The 24667-nt window shown below is 38.6% G+C and carries 23 protein-coding genes and 1 pseudogene; 16 read left to right on the top strand and 8 right to left on the bottom strand.

The window, feature by feature from the left end; translation table 11 throughout:
* Positions 1–2: 2 nt before the first annotated feature.
* The 7 genes from walK to rlmH all read left to right on the top strand — a co-directional run bounded on the left by walK (position 3) and on the right by rlmH (position 7034).
* Entirely contained in the window at positions 3–1829 is a 1827-nt protein-coding gene (gene walK, locus PH210_RS16575; protein ID WP_289987056.1) for a cell wall metabolism sensor histidine kinase WalK, read from the top strand.
* Entirely contained in the window at positions 1826–3148 is a 1323-nt protein-coding gene (locus PH210_RS16570) for a YycH family regulatory protein (protein ID WP_289987054.1), read from the top strand. Before walK ends, PH210_RS16570 begins: the two co-directional genes overlap by 4 nt.
* Entirely contained in the window at positions 3135–3932 is a 798-nt protein-coding gene (locus tag PH210_RS16565) for a two-component system regulatory protein YycI (protein ID WP_289987051.1), read from the top strand. The genes PH210_RS16570 and PH210_RS16565 overlap by 14 nt, the downstream gene beginning before the upstream one ends.
* A 6-nt stretch (positions 3933–3938) precedes the next feature.
* Positions 3939–4733 (top strand): exodeoxyribonuclease YycJ, encoded by a 795-nt coding sequence (gene yycJ / locus PH210_RS16560; protein ID WP_289987050.1) that lies wholly within the window; start codon positions 3939–3941, stop codon positions 4731–4733.
* Positions 4734–4920: 187 nt separating this feature from the next.
* Entirely contained in the window at positions 4921–6171 is a 1251-nt protein-coding gene (locus PH210_RS16555; RefSeq protein WP_289987048.1) for a S1C family serine protease, read from the top strand.
* A gap of 123 nt (positions 6172–6294) precedes the next feature.
* Entirely contained in the window at positions 6295–6453 is a 159-nt protein-coding gene (locus tag PH210_RS16550) for a CxxH/CxxC protein (RefSeq protein WP_289987047.1), read from the top strand.
* 101 nt (positions 6454–6554) lie between these two features.
* Positions 6555–7034: a 23S rRNA (pseudouridine(1915)-N(3))-methyltransferase RlmH gene (rlmH, locus tag PH210_RS16545; protein WP_289987045.1), complete on the top strand. Its 480-nt coding sequence runs from the start codon at positions 6555–6557 to the stop codon at positions 7032–7034.
* Between the two features lie 202 nt (positions 7035–7236).
* Here rlmH and rluF read toward each other — a convergent pair whose 3' ends face one another.
* Both rluF and PH210_RS16535 read right to left on the bottom strand, forming a co-directional pair.
* Positions 7237–7953 carry a 23S rRNA pseudouridine(2604) synthase RluF gene (rluF, locus tag PH210_RS16540; RefSeq protein WP_289987103.1) on the bottom strand — a complete coding sequence of 239 codons (717 nt, stop codon included), beginning with the start codon at positions 7951–7953 and terminating at the stop codon, positions 7237–7239.
* A 98-nt stretch (positions 7954–8051) separates the two neighbouring features.
* On the bottom strand, positions 8052–9113 hold the full coding sequence (locus PH210_RS16535; protein ID WP_289987044.1) for a sensor histidine kinase: 1062 nt from the start codon (positions 9111–9113) through the stop codon (positions 8052–8054).
* 143 nt (positions 9114–9256) lie between these two features.
* Here PH210_RS16535 and PH210_RS16530 point away from each other — a divergent pair, with 143 nt between their 5' ends.
* Positions 9257–10276, top strand: a complete 1020-nt coding sequence (locus PH210_RS16530) for an ATP-binding cassette domain-containing protein (protein WP_289987042.1) — start codon at positions 9257–9259, stop codon at positions 10274–10276.
* Positions 10273–11076, top strand: a complete 804-nt coding sequence (locus tag PH210_RS16525) for an ABC transporter permease (RefSeq protein ID WP_289987040.1) — start codon at positions 10273–10275, stop codon at positions 11074–11076. The genes PH210_RS16530 and PH210_RS16525 overlap by 4 nt, the downstream gene beginning before the upstream one ends.
* Before the next feature lie 201 nt (positions 11077–11277).
* Here PH210_RS16525 and PH210_RS16520 read toward each other — a convergent pair whose 3' ends face one another.
* Positions 11278–12483, bottom strand: coding sequence for an MFS transporter (locus PH210_RS16520; protein ID WP_289987039.1), 1206 nt, complete (start codon positions 12481–12483; stop codon positions 11278–11280).
* Positions 12484–12742: 259 nt separating this feature from the next.
* Between PH210_RS16520 and PH210_RS16515 the strand changes: the two are divergent.
* The 6 genes and pseudogenes from PH210_RS16515 to PH210_RS16490 all read left to right on the top strand — a co-directional run bounded on the left by PH210_RS16515 (position 12743) and on the right by PH210_RS16490 (position 17718).
* Positions 12743–13929: pseudogene (locus PH210_RS16515) on the top strand (amidohydrolase).
* Positions 13930–14171: 242 nt separating this feature from the next.
* Positions 14172–14405 (top strand): dTDP-4-dehydrorhamnose 3,5-epimerase family protein, encoded by a 234-nt coding sequence (locus tag PH210_RS16510; RefSeq protein WP_289987038.1) that lies wholly within the window; start codon positions 14172–14174, stop codon positions 14403–14405.
* A 127-nt stretch (positions 14406–14532) separates the two neighbouring features.
* Positions 14533–15696 (top strand): DegT/DnrJ/EryC1/StrS family aminotransferase, encoded by a 1164-nt coding sequence (locus tag PH210_RS16505; RefSeq protein WP_289987037.1) that lies wholly within the window; start codon positions 14533–14535, stop codon positions 15694–15696.
* Positions 15696–16622: a GDP-L-fucose synthase family protein gene (locus PH210_RS16500; protein ID WP_289987101.1), complete on the top strand. Its 927-nt coding sequence runs from the start codon at positions 15696–15698 to the stop codon at positions 16620–16622. Before PH210_RS16505 ends, PH210_RS16500 begins: the two co-directional genes overlap by 1 nt.
* Before the next feature lie 314 nt (positions 16623–16936).
* Positions 16937–17320 (top strand): hypothetical protein, encoded by a 384-nt coding sequence (locus PH210_RS16495; protein ID WP_289987036.1) that lies wholly within the window; start codon positions 16937–16939, stop codon positions 17318–17320.
* Positions 17321–17382: 62 nt separating this feature from the next.
* Entirely contained in the window at positions 17383–17718 is a 336-nt protein-coding gene (locus PH210_RS16490; protein ID WP_289987035.1) for a hypothetical protein, read from the top strand.
* Positions 17719–17930: 212 nt separating this feature from the next.
* Here PH210_RS16490 and PH210_RS16485 read toward each other — a convergent pair whose 3' ends face one another.
* The 5 genes from PH210_RS16485 to PH210_RS16465 all read right to left on the bottom strand — a co-directional run bounded on the left by PH210_RS16485 (position 17931) and on the right by PH210_RS16465 (position 23544).
* On the bottom strand, positions 17931–19334 hold the full coding sequence (locus PH210_RS16485; RefSeq protein WP_289987034.1) for a sugar phosphate nucleotidyltransferase: 1404 nt from the start codon (positions 19332–19334) through the stop codon (positions 17931–17933).
* A gap of 49 nt (positions 19335–19383) precedes the next feature.
* Positions 19384–20499: a GDP-mannose 4,6-dehydratase gene (gmd, locus tag PH210_RS16480; protein ID WP_289987033.1), complete on the bottom strand. Its 1116-nt coding sequence runs from the start codon at positions 20497–20499 to the stop codon at positions 19384–19386.
* Between the two features lie 229 nt (positions 20500–20728).
* Positions 20729–21589 (bottom strand): glycosyltransferase family 10 domain-containing protein, encoded by an 861-nt coding sequence (locus PH210_RS16475; protein ID WP_289987032.1) that lies wholly within the window; start codon positions 21587–21589, stop codon positions 20729–20731.
* A gap of 132 nt (positions 21590–21721) precedes the next feature.
* On the bottom strand, positions 21722–22423 hold the full coding sequence (locus tag PH210_RS16470) for a galactosyltransferase-related protein (protein ID WP_289987031.1): 702 nt from the start codon (positions 22421–22423) through the stop codon (positions 21722–21724).
* 278 nt (positions 22424–22701) lie between these two features.
* Complete coding sequence (locus PH210_RS16465; RefSeq protein ID WP_289987030.1) at positions 22702–23544, bottom strand: alpha-1,2-fucosyltransferase; 843 nt, start codon at positions 23542–23544, stop codon at positions 22702–22704.
* 337 nt (positions 23545–23881) lie between these two features.
* On the opposite strand from PH210_RS16465, the gene PH210_RS16460 reads away from it, so the two are divergent.
* Positions 23882–24595 carry a glycosyltransferase family 2 protein gene (locus PH210_RS16460; protein WP_289987027.1) on the top strand — a complete coding sequence of 238 codons (714 nt, stop codon included), beginning with the start codon at positions 23882–23884 and terminating at the stop codon, positions 24593–24595.
* The last annotated feature ends 72 nt before the right edge of the window (positions 24596–24667 follow it).

The raw sequence follows: 24667 nt of genomic DNA, 5'->3' as shown, positions 1-24667 counted from the left end.
TGATGAGAAAGGTTGGATTTTTTCGCTCCATACACGTTAAATTTGTCATCATCTATGTCCTCCTTATATTAGTTGCGATGCAAATTATCGGTGTTTATTTTGTCAGGCAGCTGGAAGAAACATTAAGAACGAACTTCCAAACTTCCTTAAAAGAACGCGTTAATTTGCTTGGCTATAATATTGTTCAGGAAATGGGAAAGGAAAGAACTACTGAAGATCCGAGCCTCGAGGATGATATTAAAAAGACCTTAAAAGATTTTGTGACCGGTGATATTTTGGAGGTTCAGGTGATTGAAAACGGATCACTTAAAATTCTTGGTGCCTCTCCCTCCAGCAGTCAAGGTGTGGTCGGCCAAAGGACAACAGAGCTCCGGGTAAAACAATCGATGACCTTGGAAGAGGAACAAAGTGCCATCAAGATTGACCAGAAAAACGGTTATCGGATATGGGTCCTCTCGACCCCCATTAAGTCGGACAAAAAAGTGATTGGCGCCATTTATCTTGTTGCTAAAATTGAAAATGTGTTTGAACAAATGAAAACAATTAATGGCATTTTTGCAACCGGGACAGCCATCGCTTTATCGATTACGGCTGTTTTAGGCATATTACTCGCCCAAACCATCACCAGGCCGATTGCAGATATGAAGAAGCAGGCGTTAGCGATGGCGAAGGGGAATTTTTCGCGGAAGGTTAAAGTGTATGGCTATGATGAAATTGGCACACTCGCCATCGCCTTTAACAATTTAACGAAAAAGCTCCAAGAGGCCCAGGCCATGACGGAAGGAGAACGAAGAAAATTATCCTCCGTCTTATCGTATATGACAGATGGGGTTATTGCTACAGACCGTAAAGGACGGGTTATTTTAATCAATGAACCCGCTGCGGAGATGCTGAATGTTTCACGTGAAACAGTTTTGTCCCAACCGATTGTGGAGTTGTTAGACTTAGATGATACGAATACCTTTGAGGACCTATTAGAAGAAAAGGATTCCTTAATACTGGATTACAGTACGAAGAAAAAACGCTATATTCTCCGCGCTAATTTTTCCGTGATTCAAAAAGAAACGGGTTTTGTAAATGGACTTATTGCCGTCCTGCATGATATCACCGAGCAGGAAAAAATTGATGCTGAACGACGAGAATTTGTTGCCAATGTTTCACATGAACTTAGGACACCTTTGACAACGATGAGGAGTTATTTAGAAGCACTCGCAGATGGTGCATGGCAGGATGCAGAAATTGCTCCTAATTTTCTAGAGGTAACGCGGACGGAGACAGAAAGATTGATCCGCCTGGTTAATGATCTCCTTCAGCTATCAAAAATGGATAGTACCGATTACAAGCTGAAAATAGAATGGGTTAATTTTGTCGATTTCTATGACCGCATTATTGATCGGTTTGAAATGTCCAAGGAGCAAAACGTCACATTTAAACGAAAGCTGCCAAACGAGGCTATCTTTGTTGAGGTTGATGAAGATAAGATGACGCAAGTGTTGTACAATATCATTTCCAATGCCTTGAAGTATTCCCCTGAAGGCGGTCTGGTAACCTTCTCGATTGAAGAAGAGGAAGATCGAATCATTGTTAGTGTATCGGACCAAGGAATGGGAATTCCAAAAGAGAATATCGGAAAGATTTTTGACCGTTTCTATCGTGTTGATAAAGCTAGAACCCGGAAATTGGGCGGTACGGGTCTTGGGCTGGCCATTGCAAAGGAAATGGTGAATGCCCATGGCGGAGCGATTTGGGCAAAAAGTGAAGAAGGGAAAGGTACGATTATCTCTTTTTCCCTGCCGTATGAGCGTTCAGAAGAGGATGAATGGTCATGAGATACGAAGATATTAAATCAGTGATTTTAACGATATTGGTTTTGGTTAGTATTTTGTTAACGTGGAATCTTTGGACCTATCAGCCTAATTACGACAAAATGGAAAAAAGTAATTATGTTGCCGAAGTCACTGTTAGTGAAAAACAAGAGGTTCAAAAAATTGTCAGGCCTGATCAGATTCTTTTCCATATTAAAGGGCAGCATTATGGAATCAATAACACGGGTGAAATTGACAAAGTGGTTAAGGAATTAGGTCAGTGGACCTTTTTTGATGTGAAAAATGTAACGGAAAAAATCGAAAATATTGAGGAACTAAGCCATAATAGCGGCAATACGGAAATCCAGTTTCCAGGAGAAGTTCCCATCGAGCTATATCGCAGTGTCTTGAACATCGAGGGAAAAAGAATACCTGCTTTCAATTTTAATCGCATTATTATTAATGTTGAAGGTTCTGATAAGGATAATGGTATTGTTTATTTTGTTTCAACTGAAAATCAGCAGGTGTATATCAGTCATATTTCCTCTAACAATTTAAACGATTTTAATCAAAGCTTTTATAAAAATGCAGCGAGTCTGCCACGTTACTTTGGATATAAAGCATCTGAAAAACGGACGCTGTTCCTTCCCGAAGGGGATCAGGAAATGATGAGGTATAAATATTTGCCCAAAGACCTTAATTCCGATGAGTTTAAAGAAGCGCTTTTCAGAAATCCAAGCTTCGTCCAAAAAAGCCCGCTGCCTGCAGGTGAAGAATATACCGACGATTCAAGCAAAATGACTGTGAACTTTGATAGCAATATACTCCTCTATGTCAATCCAACCGCAGAGGAACGATATATTGCCAGCTCGTATGATCTAGTGAAACGGAGTATTGATTTTGTTAATGAACACGGCGGCTGGACAGACCCTTACCGCTTCGTTTCCAAAAGTGAATATAACCGCTCTGTTACCTTCAGAATGTACAGCAGGGATGGCTATCCTGTTTTTAATGAAAGAGGACTGTCGGAAATTACAGAGGTTTGGGGCCGGGATGAAATCAACAAATATATTCGTCCAAACATTGCTTTAGAACTCCCATTAACAACTGAAATTCAAAAGGTTACCCGTCCTTCCGGCCATGCTGCCTTGAAGTTTTTACAAAACAAAAGGAACTTTAAGCCAGAGCTTCTGCAAGAAATGGTATTAGGCTATCGGATGGAAAGGGATACTGAAGAAAATATGCTGATCCTTTTAGAACCAGCCTGGTTTTATCGCTATGATAATACGTGGGAAGAGATCACGATGGATGACCTGGGAGGACTGAAGCATGGATTGGAGTAAAATAAAAACAATATTTATTTTAACTTTCTTGATACTGGATGTGTATCTTTTATTTCAATTCATGAAGATCCGAGATGCCAATAAATATGAGGTTTTAACGGAGGCATCGGTTGAAGAGAAATTGAAAGTGGATGAAATCAAATATGTAGAACTGCCGAAGAACCCGATTAAGGCTCAATATCTTAGCGCTAAGCCGAAAACCTTTACCAGAGGGGATATTGAAAAACTAAAGGGTCAGTCTGCTTCTCTTAAAGGACCGGGGACGACACTGCAGTCGACGCTGGAGAAGCCTTTGCAGCTAAGTTCAAAGTTTGAACCAGCAGAGCTCTCGTCTTTTTTAAACGAAAGTGTCCTGTATGGTGATCATTATCTATTTTGGGAGAAAAATGATAAAAAAAATACAATCACCTATTTTCAGCAAAGTAACAATATGCCTTTGTATAACAATATTAACGGGATGATCACCTTCAATTATAATTCCAGTAATCAAATTGTTTCGTATCAGCAAACCTATCTTGAAAGAATTGATAAGCTGGCGGAAAAAGAAGAGATCCTCCGTCCGTTAAAGGCGATTGAAACGCTTCATCAAAAGGGAGTCTTGAAACCGAAGAGTAAAATTACAAAGATCGAGCTCGGCTATTCGACACTTGTTCCGCTGTCGGCCTCTCAATTATTAGCGCCTACCTGGCGCTTTGTGGTCGATGATAAGGAGAGTTTGTTTGTAAATGCCTTTGAAGGTGAGATCATTAATTTTAACAGCGAAGAAAAATTAAGTGTGGAGTGAAACTGTATGTCTTTACAATATAGCATTCTAGCAAGCGGGAGTACGGGGAACGCCCTTTATGTAGAGTCAGACGAACATTCCTTTCTAGTGGATGCCGGTTTTAGCGGCAAACAGATGGAGACGCTTTTTCAACAAATTGACCGCGATATTAGCAAGCTATCCGGCATCTTTGTCACTCATGAGCACAGCGACCATATTAAAGGGATTGGCATTCTCGCACGAAAATATAAATTGCCTGTATACGCGAACGAAAAAACGTGGCAGGCGATGGAAACAAATGTAGGGGCGATTCCTACAGAGCAAAAGTTTGTTTTTAACATGGAAACGGTGAAGACTTTCGGTGCTGTGGATATTGAATCGTTCGGCGTATCCCATGATGCTGCGGAACCGATGTTTTACGTGTTTCATAATGGAGGAAAAAAGCTTGTGCTCATTACAGATACAGGGTATGTCAGCGACCGCATGAAGGGGACAATCTCCAATGCTGACGTGTACATTTTTGAGTCCAATCATGATGTGCAAATGCTTCGTATGGGACGGTATCCGTGGAACATTAAACGAAGAATTCTCAGCGATATCGGCCATGTCTCCAATGAAGATGCGGCCCTGGCAATGAGTGATGTAATAGGCGATCGGACCAAGAGAGTCTACCTCGCCCATCTAAGCCTTGATAATAATATGAAAGACCTGGCGAAAATGTCTGTAACGCAGACATTAGAGAGCCGAGGCCTGATTGTCGGAGAACAATTCGATCTTTACGATACAGACCCGAAAATACCAACCATTTTAACAGCAGTATAGTGTTTTTTCTAAGAGCGAAGAGCAATCTTCACTCTTCTTTTATAAGTATGAAAAATCTATGAACAAAGTCGTAAATTTTATGGAATAATTGTCAAATTTTTTTAAATTTAGGGCCGAGAGAGTATAATTGTTATTATAAGCCAAAATAAAAGATAGCAATCATTTCGAGAGAGAGGAATGGTGTCCAGTGGGTTATTATGATGATCATTCACAGGGGCGTTATCGGGAACAGAAAGGAAATCGGGGCGGATTTTTTATTGCCAGTTTAGTCGGCGCTATCCTTGGAGCGATTATAGTAATCGTTGCTCTTCCAGCCCTGTCTAATCGAGGGGTACTACCTTATAAAATTGAAACCAATCAAAATACGGCTGCCAATACAACAGATAATACAAATCAGCAGAACGTCATTCACCAGCAGGTATCCTATGACGTCAAAACAGATACCACTGATGCCGTTGATAAAACAGCTGCAGCTGTTGTTGGCATCAATAATATCCAGTCAACGGGATTTTGGTCTGACAATGGGAATGGTAATGGCGATAACTCTGAAGAGGCAGCGGGAACAGGCTCCGGTGTTATTTATAAAAAAGACAATAACCGGGCATATGTTGTCACCAACCATCATGTTGTTGAGGGTGCAACCAAACTAGAAGTAAGCCTGACAGATGGAACGAAGATCCCTGCAAAGCTGCTAGGAAGTGATATTTGGACAGATTTAGCAGTCCTTGAAATAGATGCAAGCAAAGTAAAGAAAGTAGCGGTATTTGGTGATTCCGATAGTTTAAAAATGGGTGAACCGGTTATTGCAATTGGAAATCCACTTGGTGCGACTTTTTCAGGCTCAGTTACACAAGGAATCATTTCAGGTCTTAAACGGACCATCCCGGTTGATATCGACCAAAATGGGGTTGTCGATTGGCAGTCAGAGGTTTTGCAAACTGATGCTGCGATTAATCCAGGAAACAGCGGTGGTGCGTTAATCAATATGGCCGGACAGGTGATTGGCATCAACTCCATGAAAATTTCCCAGGAGGCGGTTGAAGGAATAGGATTATCAATTCCAATCAATTCAGCCAAGCCTATCATTGATGATCTAGAGCGTTTTGGCTCTGTCAAACGTCCATATATGGGTGTGGATTTAAAATCAGTATCTGAAATCCCTGCCTACTACCAAGAGGAAGCATTGAAATTGCCGAGAGATGTCAATTACGGTGTAGCATTGAGACAGGTAGTTCCGAATTCCCCAGCAGCACAAGCAGGATTACAAGAGCTGGATGTCATTGTAGAAATGGATGGCCAAAAAATAAATGACGTTATCGACCTGCGCAAGCACTTATACCAGAAAAAGAAAATCGGCGAGAAATTAAAGGTCAAATTTTATCGCGATGGCAAGCTTAAAGAAACGACACTGACACTGTCAGGAGAAAGATTACAATAAGGATGAAGAAAACAGGACGGCGGAGGCTGTCCTGTTTTTATTATGATATGATAGTTGTCGTATGAGAGGTATCTGGAACGTAAACACTAGGATTAAAAGAGTTAGGAAAGGTGAAGATGAAAGATGATTTATAGTTGTGAGGAGCATGTGGATATTGCTTTAGATACGGTTGTGGATGAAACAGAAACTTTTCCGGTTTTATCAAAAATTGGTGTGGATAATTTATCAACAACCTGTGAATATTGTCAAAACCCGGCTGTATATATTGTGGCGAACAAGTGATTCCATACTAAATGTGGATAAAGGTGTGGATAATGTGGATAACTTCTGTGGATATGTTGTTTGTAACCTGTTTGTAATCTAAAAATAAAGGGTTGTGGATTGTGAATATCTCGATTGTGACGGTTGGTAAATTAAAAGAGAAATATTTGAAGCAGGGAATTGAGGAATATTTGAAGAGATTATCGGCCTATGCAAAGGTCGAAGTCATCGAAGTTGCTGATGAAAAGGCACCGGAAGAATTAAGTGATACGGAAATGCAGCAGGTAAAGCAAAAAGAGGGCGAAAGAATTTTAGCAAAGATTAGCCAGGATACATATGTGATTGCCTTAGCGATTCAAGGGAAATTACAATCATCGGAGGAACTTGCAGGTTCAATAGATAAGCTTGCAACATACGGAAAAAGTAAAATTGCCTTTGTTATTGGGGGATCCTTGGGTCTTAGCGATGAGGTTTTGAAGAGGTCGAATGAAAAATTATCCTTCTCAAAGATGACCTTTCCCCATCAGCTGATGAGGTTGATATTGGTCGAACAGATTTATCGGGCGTTTCGGATTAACCGCGGTGAACCTTATCATAAATAGTGGCAGATTTTTTACACTAAATTCCCTATATGAAGTTTAAGAAATTCATAGGAACATTATCCAATTTAGCCATTGTAATTAGTTTTGTTCTATTATGGGCGATTGGAAATCTTTTAATGTGAAAACCATAATACTAAAATTCTAAATAAATATAAAAAGAGTGTGAACCGAAATTGTTTGTAGATTCGGTTCACACTCTTTTTTACCATTCTTTTGGCTCATAATTAAGTTCATTAAATAATTGAGTGCGTTCTTTCTTTGATAAATCTCTCCATTGGCCAATAGGAAGGTTACCTAAATGAATATTCATGATTCGTGTTCGTTGCAGTCGACAAACCTCATATCCCAAGGCAGAACACATACGGCGAATCTGTCGGTTTAAACCCTGTGTTAAAATGATTTGAAAAACATATTTAGAAAGCTGCTCTACTTTACAAGGCAGCGTTTTTGTATTTAGTATTTCTACGCCTCCTGCCATTCCTTTTAAAAACTCTGGAGTGATTGGCTTGTCTACTGTCACGATATATTCCTTCTCATGCTTATTTTCAGCACGCAGAATTTCATTAACAATATCTCCGTCATTAGTCAGGAGGATAAGGCCCTCAGAATCTTTATCCAGTCTTCCTATATGAAATATTCTTAATGGATGGTTGACTAAATCAATAATATTGCCTTTAATATGTCTTTCTGTCGTACTAGTAATGCCAACCGGTTTATTTAAGGCAATATAAACGTAATTTTTATCCACTTTGACCGGATTTCCACCAATCCGAACATCATCTCCTGGTTCGACTTGGCTTCCTAATGTAGCAACTTTTCCGTTAATGGACACTTTTCCTTCACTAATCAACTTATCTGCACCGCGTCTAGATGTTTTTCCAGACTCGGAAATATATTTATTTAATCGCAGGTTAAACACATCCTTAAAAGGAGATTGTGCTTTAAGAATACCCAACCAATCTTATATTTTCAAGCACATTAAACGGTATCCTTATTAAGTGTCCTTCCAGCACGCTATTATTGACCAATATGCAATAACACTTTTATTTCTGTTCCTTCATTTGGCGAACTTGCTAACTGTATTTCTCCTTTGTGCATTTCAATGATTTTCTTAACAATGGATAGTCCTAATCCGCTTCCGCCATTTGTGCGGCTCCTCGAAGGGTCGGCTTTATAGAAACGCTCAAATATATGCATTTGAACCTCATTCGTCATTCCAATTCCTGTATCTTTAATGATCACTTCTACCTTATCTGAATCTTTCTTTATTAATTCAACCATTATTATTCCATTATTAGGTGTAAATTTAATACTGTTATGGATTAAATTGATCCAAACTTGATCCATCAGGTCTTCATCCGCATGGATGGTTATTTCATCTAAGGAAACATCCATTTCAAGGTTTTTATTTCGCCATTGTGGTTCATTCGAAAGGATTACTCTTCGCAATTGCTGGTCCAAACGATAGGTTTTCGTCTCAAATGGCGGATGGTCGGACTCTAAAGACGTCAGCTTTAACAGATTTTCGCTAAGCTTTGAAAGCCGCATGCTCTCCACTTCAATGATTTCCAGGTATTGTTTGCGCTCATCAACAGATAATTGATAAGTTTTTAATGCATGGGCAAAACCTGAAATGGACGTCAGCGGAGACTGGATTTCATGAGAAACGTTGGAAATAAACTCTTGGCGCATTTGTTCCATTTCACCAAGTTGTGCTGCCATATGGGTAATACTCTCTGCTATTTCATTAAAAGGATGATTTCGATTCCTAAACTCATTTTGGTAGAAAGAAAGATCAATATTAAAATTCCCCTGAGCCATCTTTTCCATCGCTTCAATCATTGGCCGCAAAAAGAGACTTTGCTTTTCTTGGAAAAATCTAATTTTGGAAAGGCCATACATGATTAGACCAAAGAAGAACATGCCCAAAAAGGAATTGATGATCTGCCTCAAATAGAGACTTTTGATTGAAAGAACATGGAATAACCCGGGGGTGATGAAAAAAGTGGCTGACCAGCATAGATATAATAGAATTAAAAAAGCTATAACCTCTCCGCTTTTTTTCAAAAACTTTATCATTATTTCACCTCTAAAAAATATTCAAGCTGTTGTTAGCATACTCCTTCTTTATGAACTTAATATGAACAAGAGAGCGAGGAGAAAGTTCATATTCAGTTCACAAATGTTTGTTACTATGTACCCAGTGAAGGGGAGGAATGGAAATGATACACCGAACAATACCGAACAATGGTGATTGGGCCGTTGAAGCCCGCGGCCTCATAAAGAATTTTGGTGAAAATCGTGCCGTTAACGGCGTAAATCTGAATGTGCGCGCTGGCACCATTTATGGCCTGCTTGGACCGAATGGAGCAGGCAAGACCACCACCATCAGAATGCTGGCAACCTTACTCCGGCCGGATGCAGGGTCTGCACATATCTTTGGACATGATGTGATGAAGGAGTCCCAGGTCGTGCGGCAATTAATTGGAGTTACAGGTCAGTATGCCTCTGTCGACGAGTCGCTAAGCGCAACCGAGAATTTGGTCATTTTCTCCCGGCTGCTTGGTCTTTCCAGGGCAGAGTCAAAACGTAAGGCAGCGGAGCTGCTCGAGGAATTTGGCTTAACGGAAGCAGCAAAACGTCCGTTGAAAAATTTTTCCGGCGGCATGCGCCGCAGGCTGGATTTGGCGGCAAGTCTCATTTCCCAGCCACCGCTCATTTTTTTAGATGAACCGACTACGGGGCTTGATCCGCGTACACGAAATCAAATGTGGGATACTATCCGCCGATTAGTGAGTACGGGGTCAACCGTACTGTTAACAACGCAGTATTTACAAGAAGCCGATGAACTGGCAGACAGGATTGCGGTAATCGATCGAGGCATAGTCGTTGCAGAGGGTACCGTGGATGAATTAAAGTCATCCGTTGGCCGATCTTCCTTACATTTAAGAATTGAAAATTCACTGGATATAGGTGTGGCTCGTCATACCGTTGAAAGGGTGTTAAACGTAAAGTCGAATGTATCTTCGGAAGGCGGGAAGATTACTGCACCGATGGCAGATGCCGATCGAGTTGCGGATCTGCTAATCGCCCTTCGTGAGGCGGGAATCCACCTAGCAGAGCTAAGTGTACAGAAACCGACCCTTGATGAAGTCTTTCTGACTATCACTGGACATGGTGTGAATGAGAACGCATCTAGTGCGCCATATGAAATGCCCGAAGTAGAGGAGATAAGAGGATGAAAAGTACTTCACTTAATCGTCAACTGAAAAACAATACGGGCTTAGGTCAGGCGGTACGAAATTCATTGACAATGGCCTATAGAGGTTTACTGAAAATACGGCGTACACCCGAGCAGCTCTTCGACGTCACGCTTCAGCCAATTATCTTTACTCTCATGTTCACCTATATCTTTGGCGGGGCCATCTCAGGTAATGTAAAGAACTATTTGCCGGTCATAATTCCCGGCATCCTTGTGCAGACCGTTATTACGACTTCCATTGTCACGGGAGTTCAACTGCGTGAGGATATGGATAAGGGGGTATTTGACCGGTTTAAGTCCCTTCCGATTGCACGAATTGCTCCGTTAGCGGGAGCACTTTTAGCAGATACAATCCGATATACCATTGCGACTGTGCTTACTTTTACCATGGGGTATATTATGGGCTATCGGCCTGATGGAGGACTTGGTTATGTAGTTATTGCAGCAATTCTCGTCATTGTGTGCTCTTGGTCCATTAGTTGGATTTTTGCTTTCTTTGGTGTGATTGCGCGAACTGCTTCTAGTGTACAGGGGATTTCGATGCTTGCGCTGTTCCCCCTTACGTTTCTTTCTAATGCTTTCGTACCAGTCAACACCATGCCCGACTGGCTGCAGTGGTTTGTAAAGATGAACCCGCTATCACATCTGATTACTGCTGTCCGTGATCTTGTTAACAACACTATCATTGGCTCCGATTTTGTTATTTCCCTCATTGGAGCAGCAGTCATCGTGGCCATTTTTGCACCTATAACGGTCCGTGCCTATATGCGTCGTACGTAAAAAATTTATTCCGGGAAAATAAATAAGCCAAAAATGAACAAGTTTTGAATAAAAAACTTGTTCATTTTGGCTTGTTAAAATTAGTGAGCACGGAACCATATCTTTTCGTTATATTATTAACAAATCTATTTACACTAACGGATCATCAATAAAAATGCAATCCTCCATCTGAAGGTATCGAAACAAAGCAAGCCAAAGCATTCACATATTCTCGCTTATTGCGGGTTTTGTTTGTTTTTGGTCCAAGTGATGGCTCAGAAAAGTTAGAACACTTGCTAGTATTGCAATCAACCCTCCGACTAATGTCACACTCATCAAATCCCCTTGATGGTAAACCACTCCACCTACTGCGGAGCCCAAGGCAATTCCGACATTGCTTGCGACTGGCATCAAAGAAGCAGCAAGTCCTGTCGCTTTTGGTTGATAAATGCCTGCAAGGTCAATCAAATAAAGCTGGGTAGATGTTGTTAAAAGGATGGCCATTAATGACATCAAGCCAATGTTAATCAATCCAGCGAGTAAATTACTTGTCGTCCAATATAAACTGACCAAAACAATTGCTTGCACAATAAAAATAATGCGAAGGCGCCCGATCGCATTGAAGTTGGCAATTTTACCAGCGAGTATGTTGCTGAATATCGAAATAAATCCGTAGCCAAACAATATCAAACTGATTAAATTACTCGGTGCTTCCATTCCATTCAGAATCGGAACAAGGTACGTATAAACGGCATACGTCGCTCCAAATCCTAATGATGGAATGAAAAACGCCATTAAGATTCGCGGGTGTATCAACAAAGAAAATTGATCACGCATGGAACTGCGAAATTGACTGAGCTTATTAGGTAAAATGAAAAAGGCCGCCAAAAATGCAATTCCACCCAGAAATGTCGTTAACAGGAAGGTTGCATTCCAGTTGTACCATTCAGCGATGGCAGTGCCAATTGGTACCCCAACCACGTTTGCAAGAGTAAAGCCACCGAAAACAAATGATATAGCAAGTCCTCGTTTGGCGCTTGGAATGGTCTCACTTGCAACAATCATGGCAAGGGAGATTAAAACTCCTGTTACAATCGCGGTCATCATCCGAAGTACAAGGAGCATGATGTAGCTCGTCGAAATCACACAGAAAGCATTTAGGATGATGAACGACCCTATTAAAAACAACATCCATTTACGCTTAGGAAAATGGCTTGTTGCACTCATCACGAGTGGTGTGGCTATGGCAAACGTAATGGCAAACGCAGAAACGAGTGTGCCTGCTTTTGCATTGGTTATATGGAGACCTGAGGAAATATCAGTTAAGATCCCGACGATAACAAATTCGCTTGTTCCGAGAACAAATGTTAATAAAGAAAGTGTACAGATGAGCAACCAATGTTGCTTGGATAATTCAGTAGAGAACATAATTACCTCCTTTCCTAGATGAATATAAATGTGATTTAAGGTAGAAAACAATTTAATCATCATATCATGGTTTCACGTGGAACAAAAGAGGCATATTTTTTATAAAACTGCTGCTTAAAGAGGTGCGGTGAACCGTATCATAAGTAAATGAGGTTTTAAGTATATCCATAGGTACGAGCCGGGAACTTTATCTTTTGGAGTTGCGATTTCAGGAGTTGAGTTTTATTCATCGGTAAGATGAACTTTGGGAGGAATAAAAATGAGAAAGCAATTAATGGAAATGTTAGAAGCACGGAAAGATGAAATAATCTATATTCGTCGATATTTACATGAAAACCCAGAGTTATCTTTTAAAGAAGAAAAAACAGCTCAATATATTTTAGATTTTTATAAAGGCAAGGATGTTGAAGTTCAATCCAATGTCGGAAATGGACCTGGGATCATCGTGACATTAAGGGAGGAAAGCCGGGAAAAACGATTGCACTTCGGGCTGATTTTGATGCACTTCCGATTTTGGAAGAAACAGGCCTTCCTTTTAAATCAAAGAATGAAGGGGTCATGCATGCGTGCGGGCATGATGGGCATACAGCCTATTTAATGGTTCTAGCAGACTGCCTTATTCAATTAAAAGATGAAATCCCAGGTACCATCAAAATTATTCATCAGCATGCAGAAGAAGTCCCGCCTGGCGGTGCAAAAAGCATTGTTGATTCTGGGGCACTAAATGATGTTGACAATATTTTGGGGATTCATTTACTTCCAATTGCGAAAGCCGGAAATGTAGGCTATCACAGCGGTTATTCATTTGCAGGAAGATCATATTTTAAACTCGGGATTCAAGGTGTCGGCGGTCACGGCTCTTCCCCGCATTTAGCAAATGATGCGATTGTTGCAGGCTCATATTTTGTAACAGCCGTTCAAACCATTATCAGCCGCCGGCTAAATCCAATGGATATGGGAGTTATTACGATCGGTTCCTTTGATGGAAAGGGTACCTTTAATGTGATCAAGGATCGTGTGGAGCTTGAAGGGGATATCCGCTACATGACATTGGAAACAAAGGCGATCATTGAGAAGGAAGTGCGCCGGATTGTCAAAGGGATTGAAGCTGAATTTGGTGTTCAATGTGAGTTAACCTACACTTCTGATTACCCGCCGCTTTATAATAACCCGGATGTGACGGCAATTGTAAAAGAAATCTTAGAGTGTACAAATGACCCGGATATTAAGGAAGTCGTTGAATATCCACAGTTGTCACCATCTGATGACTTTGCCTATTACTTAGAAAAAATCCCGGGCTGTTACTTTTACATTGGCTGTACGCCAAAAGGGGTAGAAAAGCCTTATTTCAACCATAACCCGAAATTTGATATTGACGAGGATGCACTGATCGTTGCTGCAAAATCAGTAGGCTATGTAGTTTGCGGATACTATGGGCTAGAATAAGTGAGTAAAAAAGATACTTTTTTTGAAAAGTATCTTTTTTTGGCTTTTATTTGAATTTTGTTCTACTATTCATCTTCTTATTTTCCCTTTAAAAATTAATCCCCTAAAAAACTCCAAACAATTACATTCAACCATGCAAGCTCTGTTATTAATCATATTATATATCCTGAGTGGCAGTAAGATGCTTGAGTTTACGGTATTTATCCTGTATTAAAGAATTGAGAAAAGAGGTATTTTAGCTGGTGGGTGAGCTTTATGTTCCAAAAAATTTTGGACATGGTTATCTGGTAATTGAACCATCCATAGTTTCATATATATGTGCAGAGAAATTTTATGGAGAATACGATGATGGAATCATTTGGAATGATCCGGATATTGGTATTGAGTGGCCATTAGATCTAGTTGATAAAGAAATAATCTTATCAGAAAAAGATAAGAATCTTCAATGTTTTAAAGAGTTTAGGGATGGTAAATAATACCCTGAGATTAGGAGCTCTTATTCCTTAAGTGGGAACAGAGCTATATCTATTGGCTTCTCATTGAAGGGGAAATACGAAGAATGGCATTGATAAACGGAGTAAATAGGTCAGGGAGGTTATGTATTTGATAGAGTATAAGTTAGCAGATGATACGTGGAATAATGAAGAGATTGAAGCAATAAATCGAGTGATAAAGTCGAATAGGTTTAGCATGGGCAATGAGGTAAAAGAATACGAACAGCAATTTGCAGAAAAAGTAGGTAGTAAGTATGCAGTTATGTCAAATTCAGGTTCATCAGCAAATTTATTGGCTATAGCTGCTTTAGTGTATTCAGGAAAACTAACTCCGGGGGATGAGGTAATTGTCCCAGCTGTTTCATGGAGTACCACGTTTTTTCCTGTTAGCCAACACAATTTAAAATTGAGATTTGTTGACGTAGATCCAAGTACTTTTAATATAGACCCATTCAATTTGGAGATGGCAATTACAAAGAAAACCAGGGTAATATTTGCAGTGAACTTATTAGGGAACCCCTGTGATTACGAAAAAATCTTAGAAATCTGTAAAAAATACGATCTAATTCTTATAGAAGATAATTGTGAAGCTTTAGGTGGCTTATATAAAGGGAAGCAATTAGGAACTATCGGTCTCATGGGAACGTATTCAACTTTTTATTCCCACCATTTATGTACAATGGAGGGAGGGGTAACCGTAACAGATGATGAAGAACTCTATCATTATTTATTAAGTATAAGAGCTCATGGTTGGACCAGGAACTTACCCCCTAAAAGTAAAATTTATACAAAAAACAATGATGATTTTTATGAGAGCTTTAATTTCATAGTTCCAGGCTACAATTTACGCCCTATAGAAATTGAAGGGGCAATCGGAAAAGAACAATTGAAAAAATTTGATAGAATCATTGAACAAAGAAGAGCCAATGCGAAATATTTCATGGAAAGAATTAAAGAAGTAAAAAATATTCGACTTCAAAAGGAAATGGAAGAATCCTCATGGTTTGGATTCGGGTTGATTTTAGAGGATCAATTAGATATCCGTCAACAAGTGATAAAGGCCTTGAAGGATAATAAAATTGAGGTGAGGCCCATTGTTGCGGGGAATTTCACAAAAAATATTGCAGTTAAATACTTGGATTATTCAATATATGGTTCTTTAAATAATGCCGATATTATTCATAATAATGGTTTCTTTGTTGGCAATCATAGTCATGAAAATAGAAACCAAGTTGATCTGTTAATCGATGTTTTGAAAGGATTATTAAATTGATAGATATAAGTGCAAAAATTTTTATCGCTGGACGGAATGGCATGGTTGGGTCTTCATTAGAAAGGGAATTTAGAAAAAGAGGCTATGAAAACATTATTGGTTTAAGTTCAAAAGAATTAGACTTAAAAAACCAATCAGCTGTGGAAGAATTTTTTTCTGGTGAAAAACCAGAATATGTTGTTTTAGCAGCAGCAAGGGTTGGAGGAATCATGGCAAATATAGAGAGCCCAGCAGAATTCTTATATGAAAATTTAGCTATCCAAAACAATGTGATTCATTATTCTTATAGATATGGTGTTAAAAAGTTGTTATTTTTAGCATCTTCTTGTATTTATCCTAGACTTTGTCCACAACCAATGAAAGAAGAGTATTTATTAAATGGAAAATTGGAACCAACAAATGAAGGCTATGCTATCGCAAAGATTGCAGGCTTGAAAATGTGTCAAATGTATAATAAACAATACGATACAGATTTCATCAGTGTTATGCCTTGTAACGTATATGGAATTGGCGATAACTTTGATCCACAGAAATCACATGTTGTAGCAGGATTAATTAGAAAATTTCACCAAGCCAAACAAGAAAATAAAGAATTTGTGGAAGTCTGGGGTACAGGGAATGCAAGAAGAGAGTTAATGTTTAGTGAAGATTTGGCAGATGCATGCATATTTTTATTCGAATCTTACTCAGGAAATGAATTTTTCAATGTAGGAACTGGCAGTGATATATCAATAAAAGAGTTGGCCTATCTGATAAAAAAAGTTGTAGGATTTGATGGTAATATAAAGTTTGATACTACTAAACCAGATGGAATGCCACAAAAATTATTGGATGTTTCAGCTTTAAAAAAAGCTGGATGGGTTTATAAAACAGACCTTGAAGAAGGAATAAGAAAAACTTATGAATGGTTTCTAAAGCTATCATAAAGGGCGAATTTGGAAGAAGGCTTACAGAAGAGGGTAAATTGGTATAAAAAATAGGAGGCTGAATTATGCCTCCTTGTTTTTTCCCAAGCAATGCTCGATCACTTCGTCCCAAGTCATAAACAAACGGGTGATATCTTCTTCCAGTAATTCATCGCCTATTTGGCTGTGAACCTTATTATAAGTAATTGAGTGGTGGATTTATTCTTCCAGATTGTGAATTTGATTATTATCCGAGTTATAAAAAATTTGACAAATTGTCCAAGCCTTTCGAGCTGCTTTTCGTATTCTTATAGAGAAGCAATAGGAGGGATTGTATGAAATATTTGGTGAATTATGCAAATAGGAATTTTTATGGTTCTCAGGCAAGGTTGAATGCTTCTGCCCTAAAGTTTGGAATCGATCAGGTTTTTTCCTATCAAGAAAAAGATATTATTGGAACTGAATTTTTTAAGAAGAACGACGAAATATTAAATCAACCTAGAGGAGCAGGTTATTGGTTATGGAAGCCTTATATTATTTTGGATGTCTTATCTAAGATTAAGGAAAATGATATTGTTGTCTATTCTGATTCAGGAATTGAAATCATTGACCATTTGGATCCTCTTTTGAGCTCTGCCACAAGCAGGGCGGGATCTTACTCTTTCAAATACATGTTCATCTTAACAGAACCTGGACAAAGAGAGACTGTTTTGTATTAATGGGCTGCGATTCATCTGAATATTGGGAAGCTCAACAGTTAATGGGCGGATTTTCAATTTTTATGAAAAATGAAAGAAGCATCAAATTCGTGGAGGAGTGGCTGTATTACTGCTGCAATAAATTTATTATTACCGATATCCCAAATGTTTGTGGTTTGGAGAACTTGCCGGATTTTATCGACCACCGACATGATCAATCAGTTTTATCAATTTTAGGAGTGAAACACAATATTGAAGTCTTTAGGGACCCGAGCCAATGGGGAAATAGTTTTAAATTGGAATCATTCAGGGTTCCAAATGAGTTTACTAATCATGGACAAATCAATGGCTATTCCTCTTTTCCGTATTCTAATTCTCCTTATGGCACCCTGTTAAACCATCATAGGCAAAGACATTAAACAAAATATCATTAAAAAAATAAATGGGCTTGATTGCAGAAAAGCGTTATACAGGTGAAATTATTTGGGATAACAGAAAATCGGATGGTCAACCGAGAAGGTGCCTCGATGTAACCAAGTCAAAGGCGCTATTTGGATTTGAGGCAAGGACGACTTTTGAAGAAGGTTTACAGAAAACGATTGATTGGTATGTAAAAAACAGGAGGCTTTAGTTAAGCCTCCTGTTCCTTTTCCTTCCTTTTTTCCTCGCAATGCTTGATCACTTCGTCCCAGGTCATAAACAAGCGGGTGATATCTTCTTCCACCAGTTCGGTGCCCATTTGTACTTCAATTATTTCTAAGGTGCTGTTGGCTTTAATGCCGTGTTTTGCTCCTTTCGGAATCTTGAGAACATCTCCCTGCTTTACATCGTAAAGCTGATCATCCAGGGCAAACTCTCCTGCCCCCAATAGGATTGTCCAGACCTCGCTTCTTTTCGAATGGCTCTGGTAGCTGATATTTTTTCCTGCATCAATCACGATTTTTTTCGTTAATGCGAAATTGTTGTCCGAAATTTTGGTATAGTTTAGGACTTGATACCAGCCCCATCTTCGTTCCTCATACATTGGCCTTTCTTTCTCGCTTTTCATGATATCCTTTATTTTGTGGCTTGCCGCCTTATCTGAAATTAATATGCCCTGTGGGCTGCTTGCTACGACGATGTCTGATACACCGATGACCACAACAGGAATGTCAAGTTCATTAATGACATGAGTATTCTTCGTGTTCTCACTGATTATTCCTTTTCCTACTTGGTTAGTATCCATTTCTTCGGTTAATGTGTTCCAGGTTCCGAGATCTTTCCACGTCCCATCGTAAGGAACAACGATGACATGTTCGGCTTTTTCAACAACCTCATAATCAAAACTAATTTTAGGAAGTTGATCGTATACTTTTTCGAGTTCAAAATATTCAATGGGAAAGCCCATAGTCTGTAAGAAGGTGAGCATATATTTCAGTTTGAAGGCAAAAACACCCAGGTTCCATAATCCACCTTGCTCAATAAGACTGATAGCCTGGTCTTCCTTAGGCTTCTCAACAAAGTTACGGACTTTCATATAGGATTGTGGATTATGTTTTGTTTCCCCTTTTTCTGGAATGATGTATCCGTATTTCTCGGATGGATAAATAGGGGTTCCACCCATCAGAGCAATATTGGCACCTGATCTCTGAACAAGCTTGTCCAAAACCTTAACTTGTTCAAAGTAGCTCTTGTCAACAAAGGGGTCGACAGGCAGTACACAAACAACTTCATCGGGATCTGTCTTTATACAGGAATATAGATAGATTGAGGCTAATGCAATGGCAGGGAAGGTGTCGCGTCTCTCTTGCTCAATGATAAGGGGAGCATCACTGCCAATCTGACTCAACACCATGTCGACCTGAGCTTTGCAGGTCGCAATGTATGAGGATTGTTGGAGATTGACCGATTTAAGCTGTTTCCAAATTCTTTGTATCATCGATTCTAATTGTTCACTGTCAGTTTTTAAAACCTTCAAAAACTGCTTTGACCTAGAATCATTAGAAAGAGGCCAAAGCCGTTTTCCTGATCCACCGGATAATAAAACAATTTTCAATGTTTCGAAATTCCTCCTTTCTTCAGCCGGCAGTCATCCTTTGCAGCCGTTAATCAAATTGTTCATGACTGCGATAACCACCCTTTTGTAAATACTCTTCCATTTTTGCTTCCTTTAAATCACTATCTACCATCTCTTTAATCAGCTCGTCCAGATTGTATTTAGGGGCCCAGCCTAATTTTTGTTTTGCCTTATGCGGATCTCCTAACAGCAAATCGACTTCGCTGGGTCGGAAATAGCGAGGGTCTACAGACACAATAGGCTTTCCAGTCGGGATTTGAAAATCGGGGTGATGGCATGCTTTAACGAATCCCTTTTCCTCTTCGTTCTCTCCCTTAAATTCCACGTCAATTCCTATTTCCGTGAAAGCCAGCCGAACGAAATCTCTCACCTTTGTAGTCACTCCCGTCGCTATTACAAAGTCTTGTGGTTCGTTCTGCTGAAGCATGAGCCACATGGCTTCCACATAATCTTTGGCATGTCCCCAATCCCTTTGGGCATTTAAATTCCCTAAGTACAGTTGATCCTGAAGTCCCAGAGCGATTCTGGCAACTGCCCGAGTAATCTTACGGGTAACAAAAGTTTCGCCTCGGATCGGGCTTTCATGGTTAAACAGAATACCATTGCACGCATACATTCCATAGGCTTCCCGGTAATTTACGGTAATCCAATATGCATACAGCTTAGCAACGGCATAAGGGCTACGGGGATAAAAGGGTGTTTTTTCCGTTTGCGGTGTTTCCTGTACCAAACCATACAATTCGGACGTGGAAGCTTGATAGATTTTAGTTTTATTTGTGAGTCCGAGAATTCGGACTGCCTCCAAAATTCGAAGGATTCCTAGACCATCTGTATTCGCTGTATATTCCGGTGTATCAAAACTGACATGAACATGGCTCATGGCGCCAAGATTATAAATCTCATCAGGTTGGATGGTTTGAATGAGCCGGATTAAATTAGTAGAGTCGGTCAGATCTCCATAGTGAAGGAAAAACTTGGTGCCTGGCTCGTGAGGGTCTCGGTATAAGTGATTAATTCGATTGGTATTTAGCAGGGAGCTTCTTCGTTGTAAGCCGTGAACCGTATATCCTTTTTCTAGCAGCAATTCGGCAAGATAGGCTCCATCTTGCCCGGTAATTCCCGTTATTAAAGCTACTTTTTCCATAATTACCTCCTGTCGTTTGCTACACTCTATTATATGGAAAAGTCATCAAAGCGTTCCGGAGCTTGTTTAAAATAGGTTGGAGCAGCCGATTATAAAGGAATAACGGAGAGACGATAAGTCCTCGTGACTATTTATCAAAACTTGATTCTGTTTTTTTGGGATATCCTGATAAGCTCGGAGAATTCGGAAATATAAAGAGAGGCCAGGCGAGGCCCAGCCAATACACTTGCTACCTTGGTCTTCTAAACGCTAAATCATAATTAGAATCAAATATTGGAGATAGAAACTTTAGTAATTGTTTTTCTCCAAGTTCATCCTGATTGACGTCATCTAAATAAATGGGCTCTTTTAGAATTTTATAAAAAAGTTCCTTGTCATTATCAATTTCAATGATCCTCTTTATAACATCTTCAAAGGAATCAAAATCATGGCAATTGATAAAGGCATTTGAATTGAATTCTTTAGAAATAGAAGGATTTCCCCAATATATTGGTATGGTTTGTGCTGCAAATGCCTGAATGATCTTTTCAGTTGTATAGCCTTCAGAGGTAGCATTTTCAAAAGCTATACTAAACTTATATTTCCTTTGAAATTGCAGTTTATTTCCGACGCTGTAGCCTAAATTATTTTTAACTCCTCCGCCGGAATCTACTTTTTTATACTTTGATAACAAGTCAAAAAAGAGATTTCGGTGATAGGGGTTAGGGTTTGAATAGATAAAGTTACAAAATGAAACTTTCTCCTCAATTTCCTTTTCAGTTATCAAATGTTTTTTCTTTGCTAAGGTATGGTCTTCAGTGTACATAAGGTAATGTGGGAATCTAAGGTATCTATCACCTAACGATAAATAATCATAACCTAATGCGTAATCACATAAATTAAAATCAGGTTTATACCAATGCTCACCAGTATAGAAGATCCTTACACAATCATAATTTAAAAAATCATTACCAAAACAAGAATAGAAGAGATAATCTGGATTATCACTAATCGAAATATCGTATTTTGTTTCCAATAAATTCGGAAAGAAATAGCTGTTTTTATCAGTTGGCCAAAAATCAGTAAACTTTATTTTAATTTTTGGTTTCATACGTTCATTCCTTTTTTTTAATAGCTTTGACATCTTTTCATAGAATCTTTTAATCAAAATTTAAGATGCCTGAAGTAGACTCCTATAACCGTGCATAGGCAACGAGCCTAGCAAAGTCATCAATATACGCGTTTAATGTTTTCTATTAATACTTCTTTCATTAATGAGGTTAACCATTTGCTCTTTGTTTCCACACGCATGATAATAACGGGTGACTAGGGCGTGATTTTCTCTGCCATGTGGATTTGTATAATAGTTTGAAACAGGGTGCCACATATGATAGATTTCACCCGTAATATTTACAAGTCCCCCACAGAGGGTCTGAACGGCCAGTGAAAAAGCATCATCTTCACCACCCCAACCTATAAAACGTTCGTCAAAACCGCCAACGTTTTCAAAAGTTTCTTTTGAAACTACTATAAGCTTTCCAGCAAATCCATAATAAAAACTTTCCTTGGTACATTCTTCAAATTTAACATCAATAGGCCACGCTGGTTCTGTTTTGAGTAATCTTTCAGTACCAGCTCTTTTTATGTTGTAGACTTCAGTAAAGGGGACTACAAATGCTGCTTCATTAAGTAGTCTGATAGATTTTACAATTATTTCAGGATCATAAATGACATCTGAGTCAGCTATTACCAAAACCTCTTTTGTCGCTTTTTTGGCTGCTAAATTTACAGCCTTAGATTTATTTAATTCCTTACCACTTATTATCCCAAAACATAACTCAGCATCTGGCATAACACGAGAGTAATATTTTTTAATCCATTCAAATTCCTCCGCTCTTATGCCATGATCCGTTTGAAAGGGAATTATGATTGAAACATCTAACATTCTATTTATCTCCTTGCGTTTGCAACTTAAAATTGAATTTCTCTTTTTTTCTATATTCATTTTATGAACAGGAGAAAAAGATTGTGACCCCAATTTCTATGGAAACATTCCCAATGTGGAATGTGGTATGCAATTAACACTCTAATAGACTTCGAAAACTTTTAATCTATGAGGAGACTATGGTAAGAGTATATAAAGAAAGAAGTGGAAGACAGAGCAGCTGAAAGGCAGCTGTCTTTTTGTTGATCAAACAGTATCACAGAGCAGTTTATTCTTGTTTAATAAGGCTCGATAAGATGCCTATTAACAAGAACTTGACTGGACCAAGGGTCATAAGGTATTACTCCATTATGATTAAGGTCAGCCCGAAAAAAACCTTTACAATTTTCATTTAACATGCTTGCAGCAAACGAAAAACTACTATTAGAAATAGCCATAATATCACTCTTGGATAAAATGTAAAAATCTGGGTAAAAATCAGCTGGCGAAAAATAGTCAAATAAATCTTTAGATGTTACTGGATTATACTCTTTGAAATCATCTAATACGTCATACAACTCATCACTGGCAATAAACAATACAGGATTATCCAAAGTAGGCCATATATTCTCAAGCCATTTTTTATACCATGTAGTTGGTGCAACATAAAAGATTTTGTTAAAACTTTCTACACCCCCATAACCTTTATAATCACCTCTTCTGTGATGCATAGCTACTATGGTTTTTCCTTTACTCCTTAAAATAGCTTCTCCCTTTTCCATGATAGCGTTAACGCTATCAACCGGTTTAAATAAGGAACGAAAATAATCTTTATAAGGAGCATATGCATGGGTAGGAAATTGAAAATATCCCCAAAAGTCTACGTTTTCAAACGGTGGTTTCTCATAGGAAAATATATTTTTAAATAGGGGATGATCATACTCGTTGATTGTTTTAAATTGATGAGTTGGTGTTGGGTCATTGTGTCCATACAAATATTGGCCAATCCATTTTGGTGTCATAACCTCTAAATTATATACATTTGCATATATTCTTAGAAAGGCGTATTGAAATAACTGATTCCCAAAACGGCCATTTCCCCCAAGGGTATTCATTGTAACAATGGGTTTCTCACTAATCATAAATGAGTCCTCCTATACACATTGGTTTGTTAAATCGCTAATGCACTAGTAGAAATAACTCAACAAGCTTGGCCCAATTTGGTGGGTCATGAATGTGTATCTCTACTAGAATCTTTATATAAATATGTGAAGAAACGGTATAGTGTTCTAGGTGGTATCCCCCATTTTTCTTGTAAAAGGAACATATTTCTTTGAGGTTGTATATACTATCATAATTGAATGTTAAAAATATTAACTAAGCAATTCTACTAAATAATTCCCAAAAATTTAGTGATTTCTATATAGAATCTAACACGTATGTTCCAATGCAAACAGTATGTTTGGAGGAGAGTTTAATATGATTAGTGTGTTGACCCTGACCTATCAGCGCCATCATTTATTAGAGGAAGCCATTGAATCTTTTCTTCGTCAAGATTTTTCAGGTGAATCAGAAATGGTAATTATTAATGATAGTCCTAAAGTTGATTATGTATTTGAACACCCCAAAATTCGAATCATTAATGTAAAAGAAAGGTTTCCATCAATTGGACACAAACTTACATTTGGATTTTCCAAATGTAAATATAATTATATATACCGCCTTGATGATGATGATTTAATGGCTCCTTGGGCATTGAGTCATACATGGGATGACATTATGGCTCACCCAGGTTATGAAATTTATCGAAGTAATGGACATTATTTTTTTGAAAATAACGAATTTAAAGGAATATCTGGCAATGTTAATAATGGAAATGTCTACACAAAGAAATACTTGTCACGAATTGAAATTCCTGAAGCCAGTTTTGGAGAAGATTACACAATGACATATAATTTTGCAGCAAAAATTTATGAATCTCCCCGTGAACAAAAAACGATGATCTATCGCTGGGGTATGAATACCTATCATATATCTGGAATGGGTAATATTAGTGAAAATGCTAGACATGAATGGACGGATAATATTGTCGAAAATGTTGCAAAGGAAAGGAATGCAAGCGTAGAGGAGGGGGTACTTATGCTCCACCCCCGCTTTCATGAAGAATATTACCAACAAATTTCTTTATGTTAGGTATTTAATTGGTCAAGCCGACATAAACACAAATAACCAGGAATAATCGAATGAACAATTAAACTAAATTGG

It is taken from the genome of Paenibacillus sp. BSR1-1 (assembly GCF_030403775.1).
GTDB lineage: Bacteria > Bacillota > Bacilli > Bacillales > Cytobacillaceae > Neobacillus.
The sequence above is the reverse complement of the archived record's forward strand: the minus strand, read 5'-3'. Positions and strand labels throughout refer to the sequence as shown.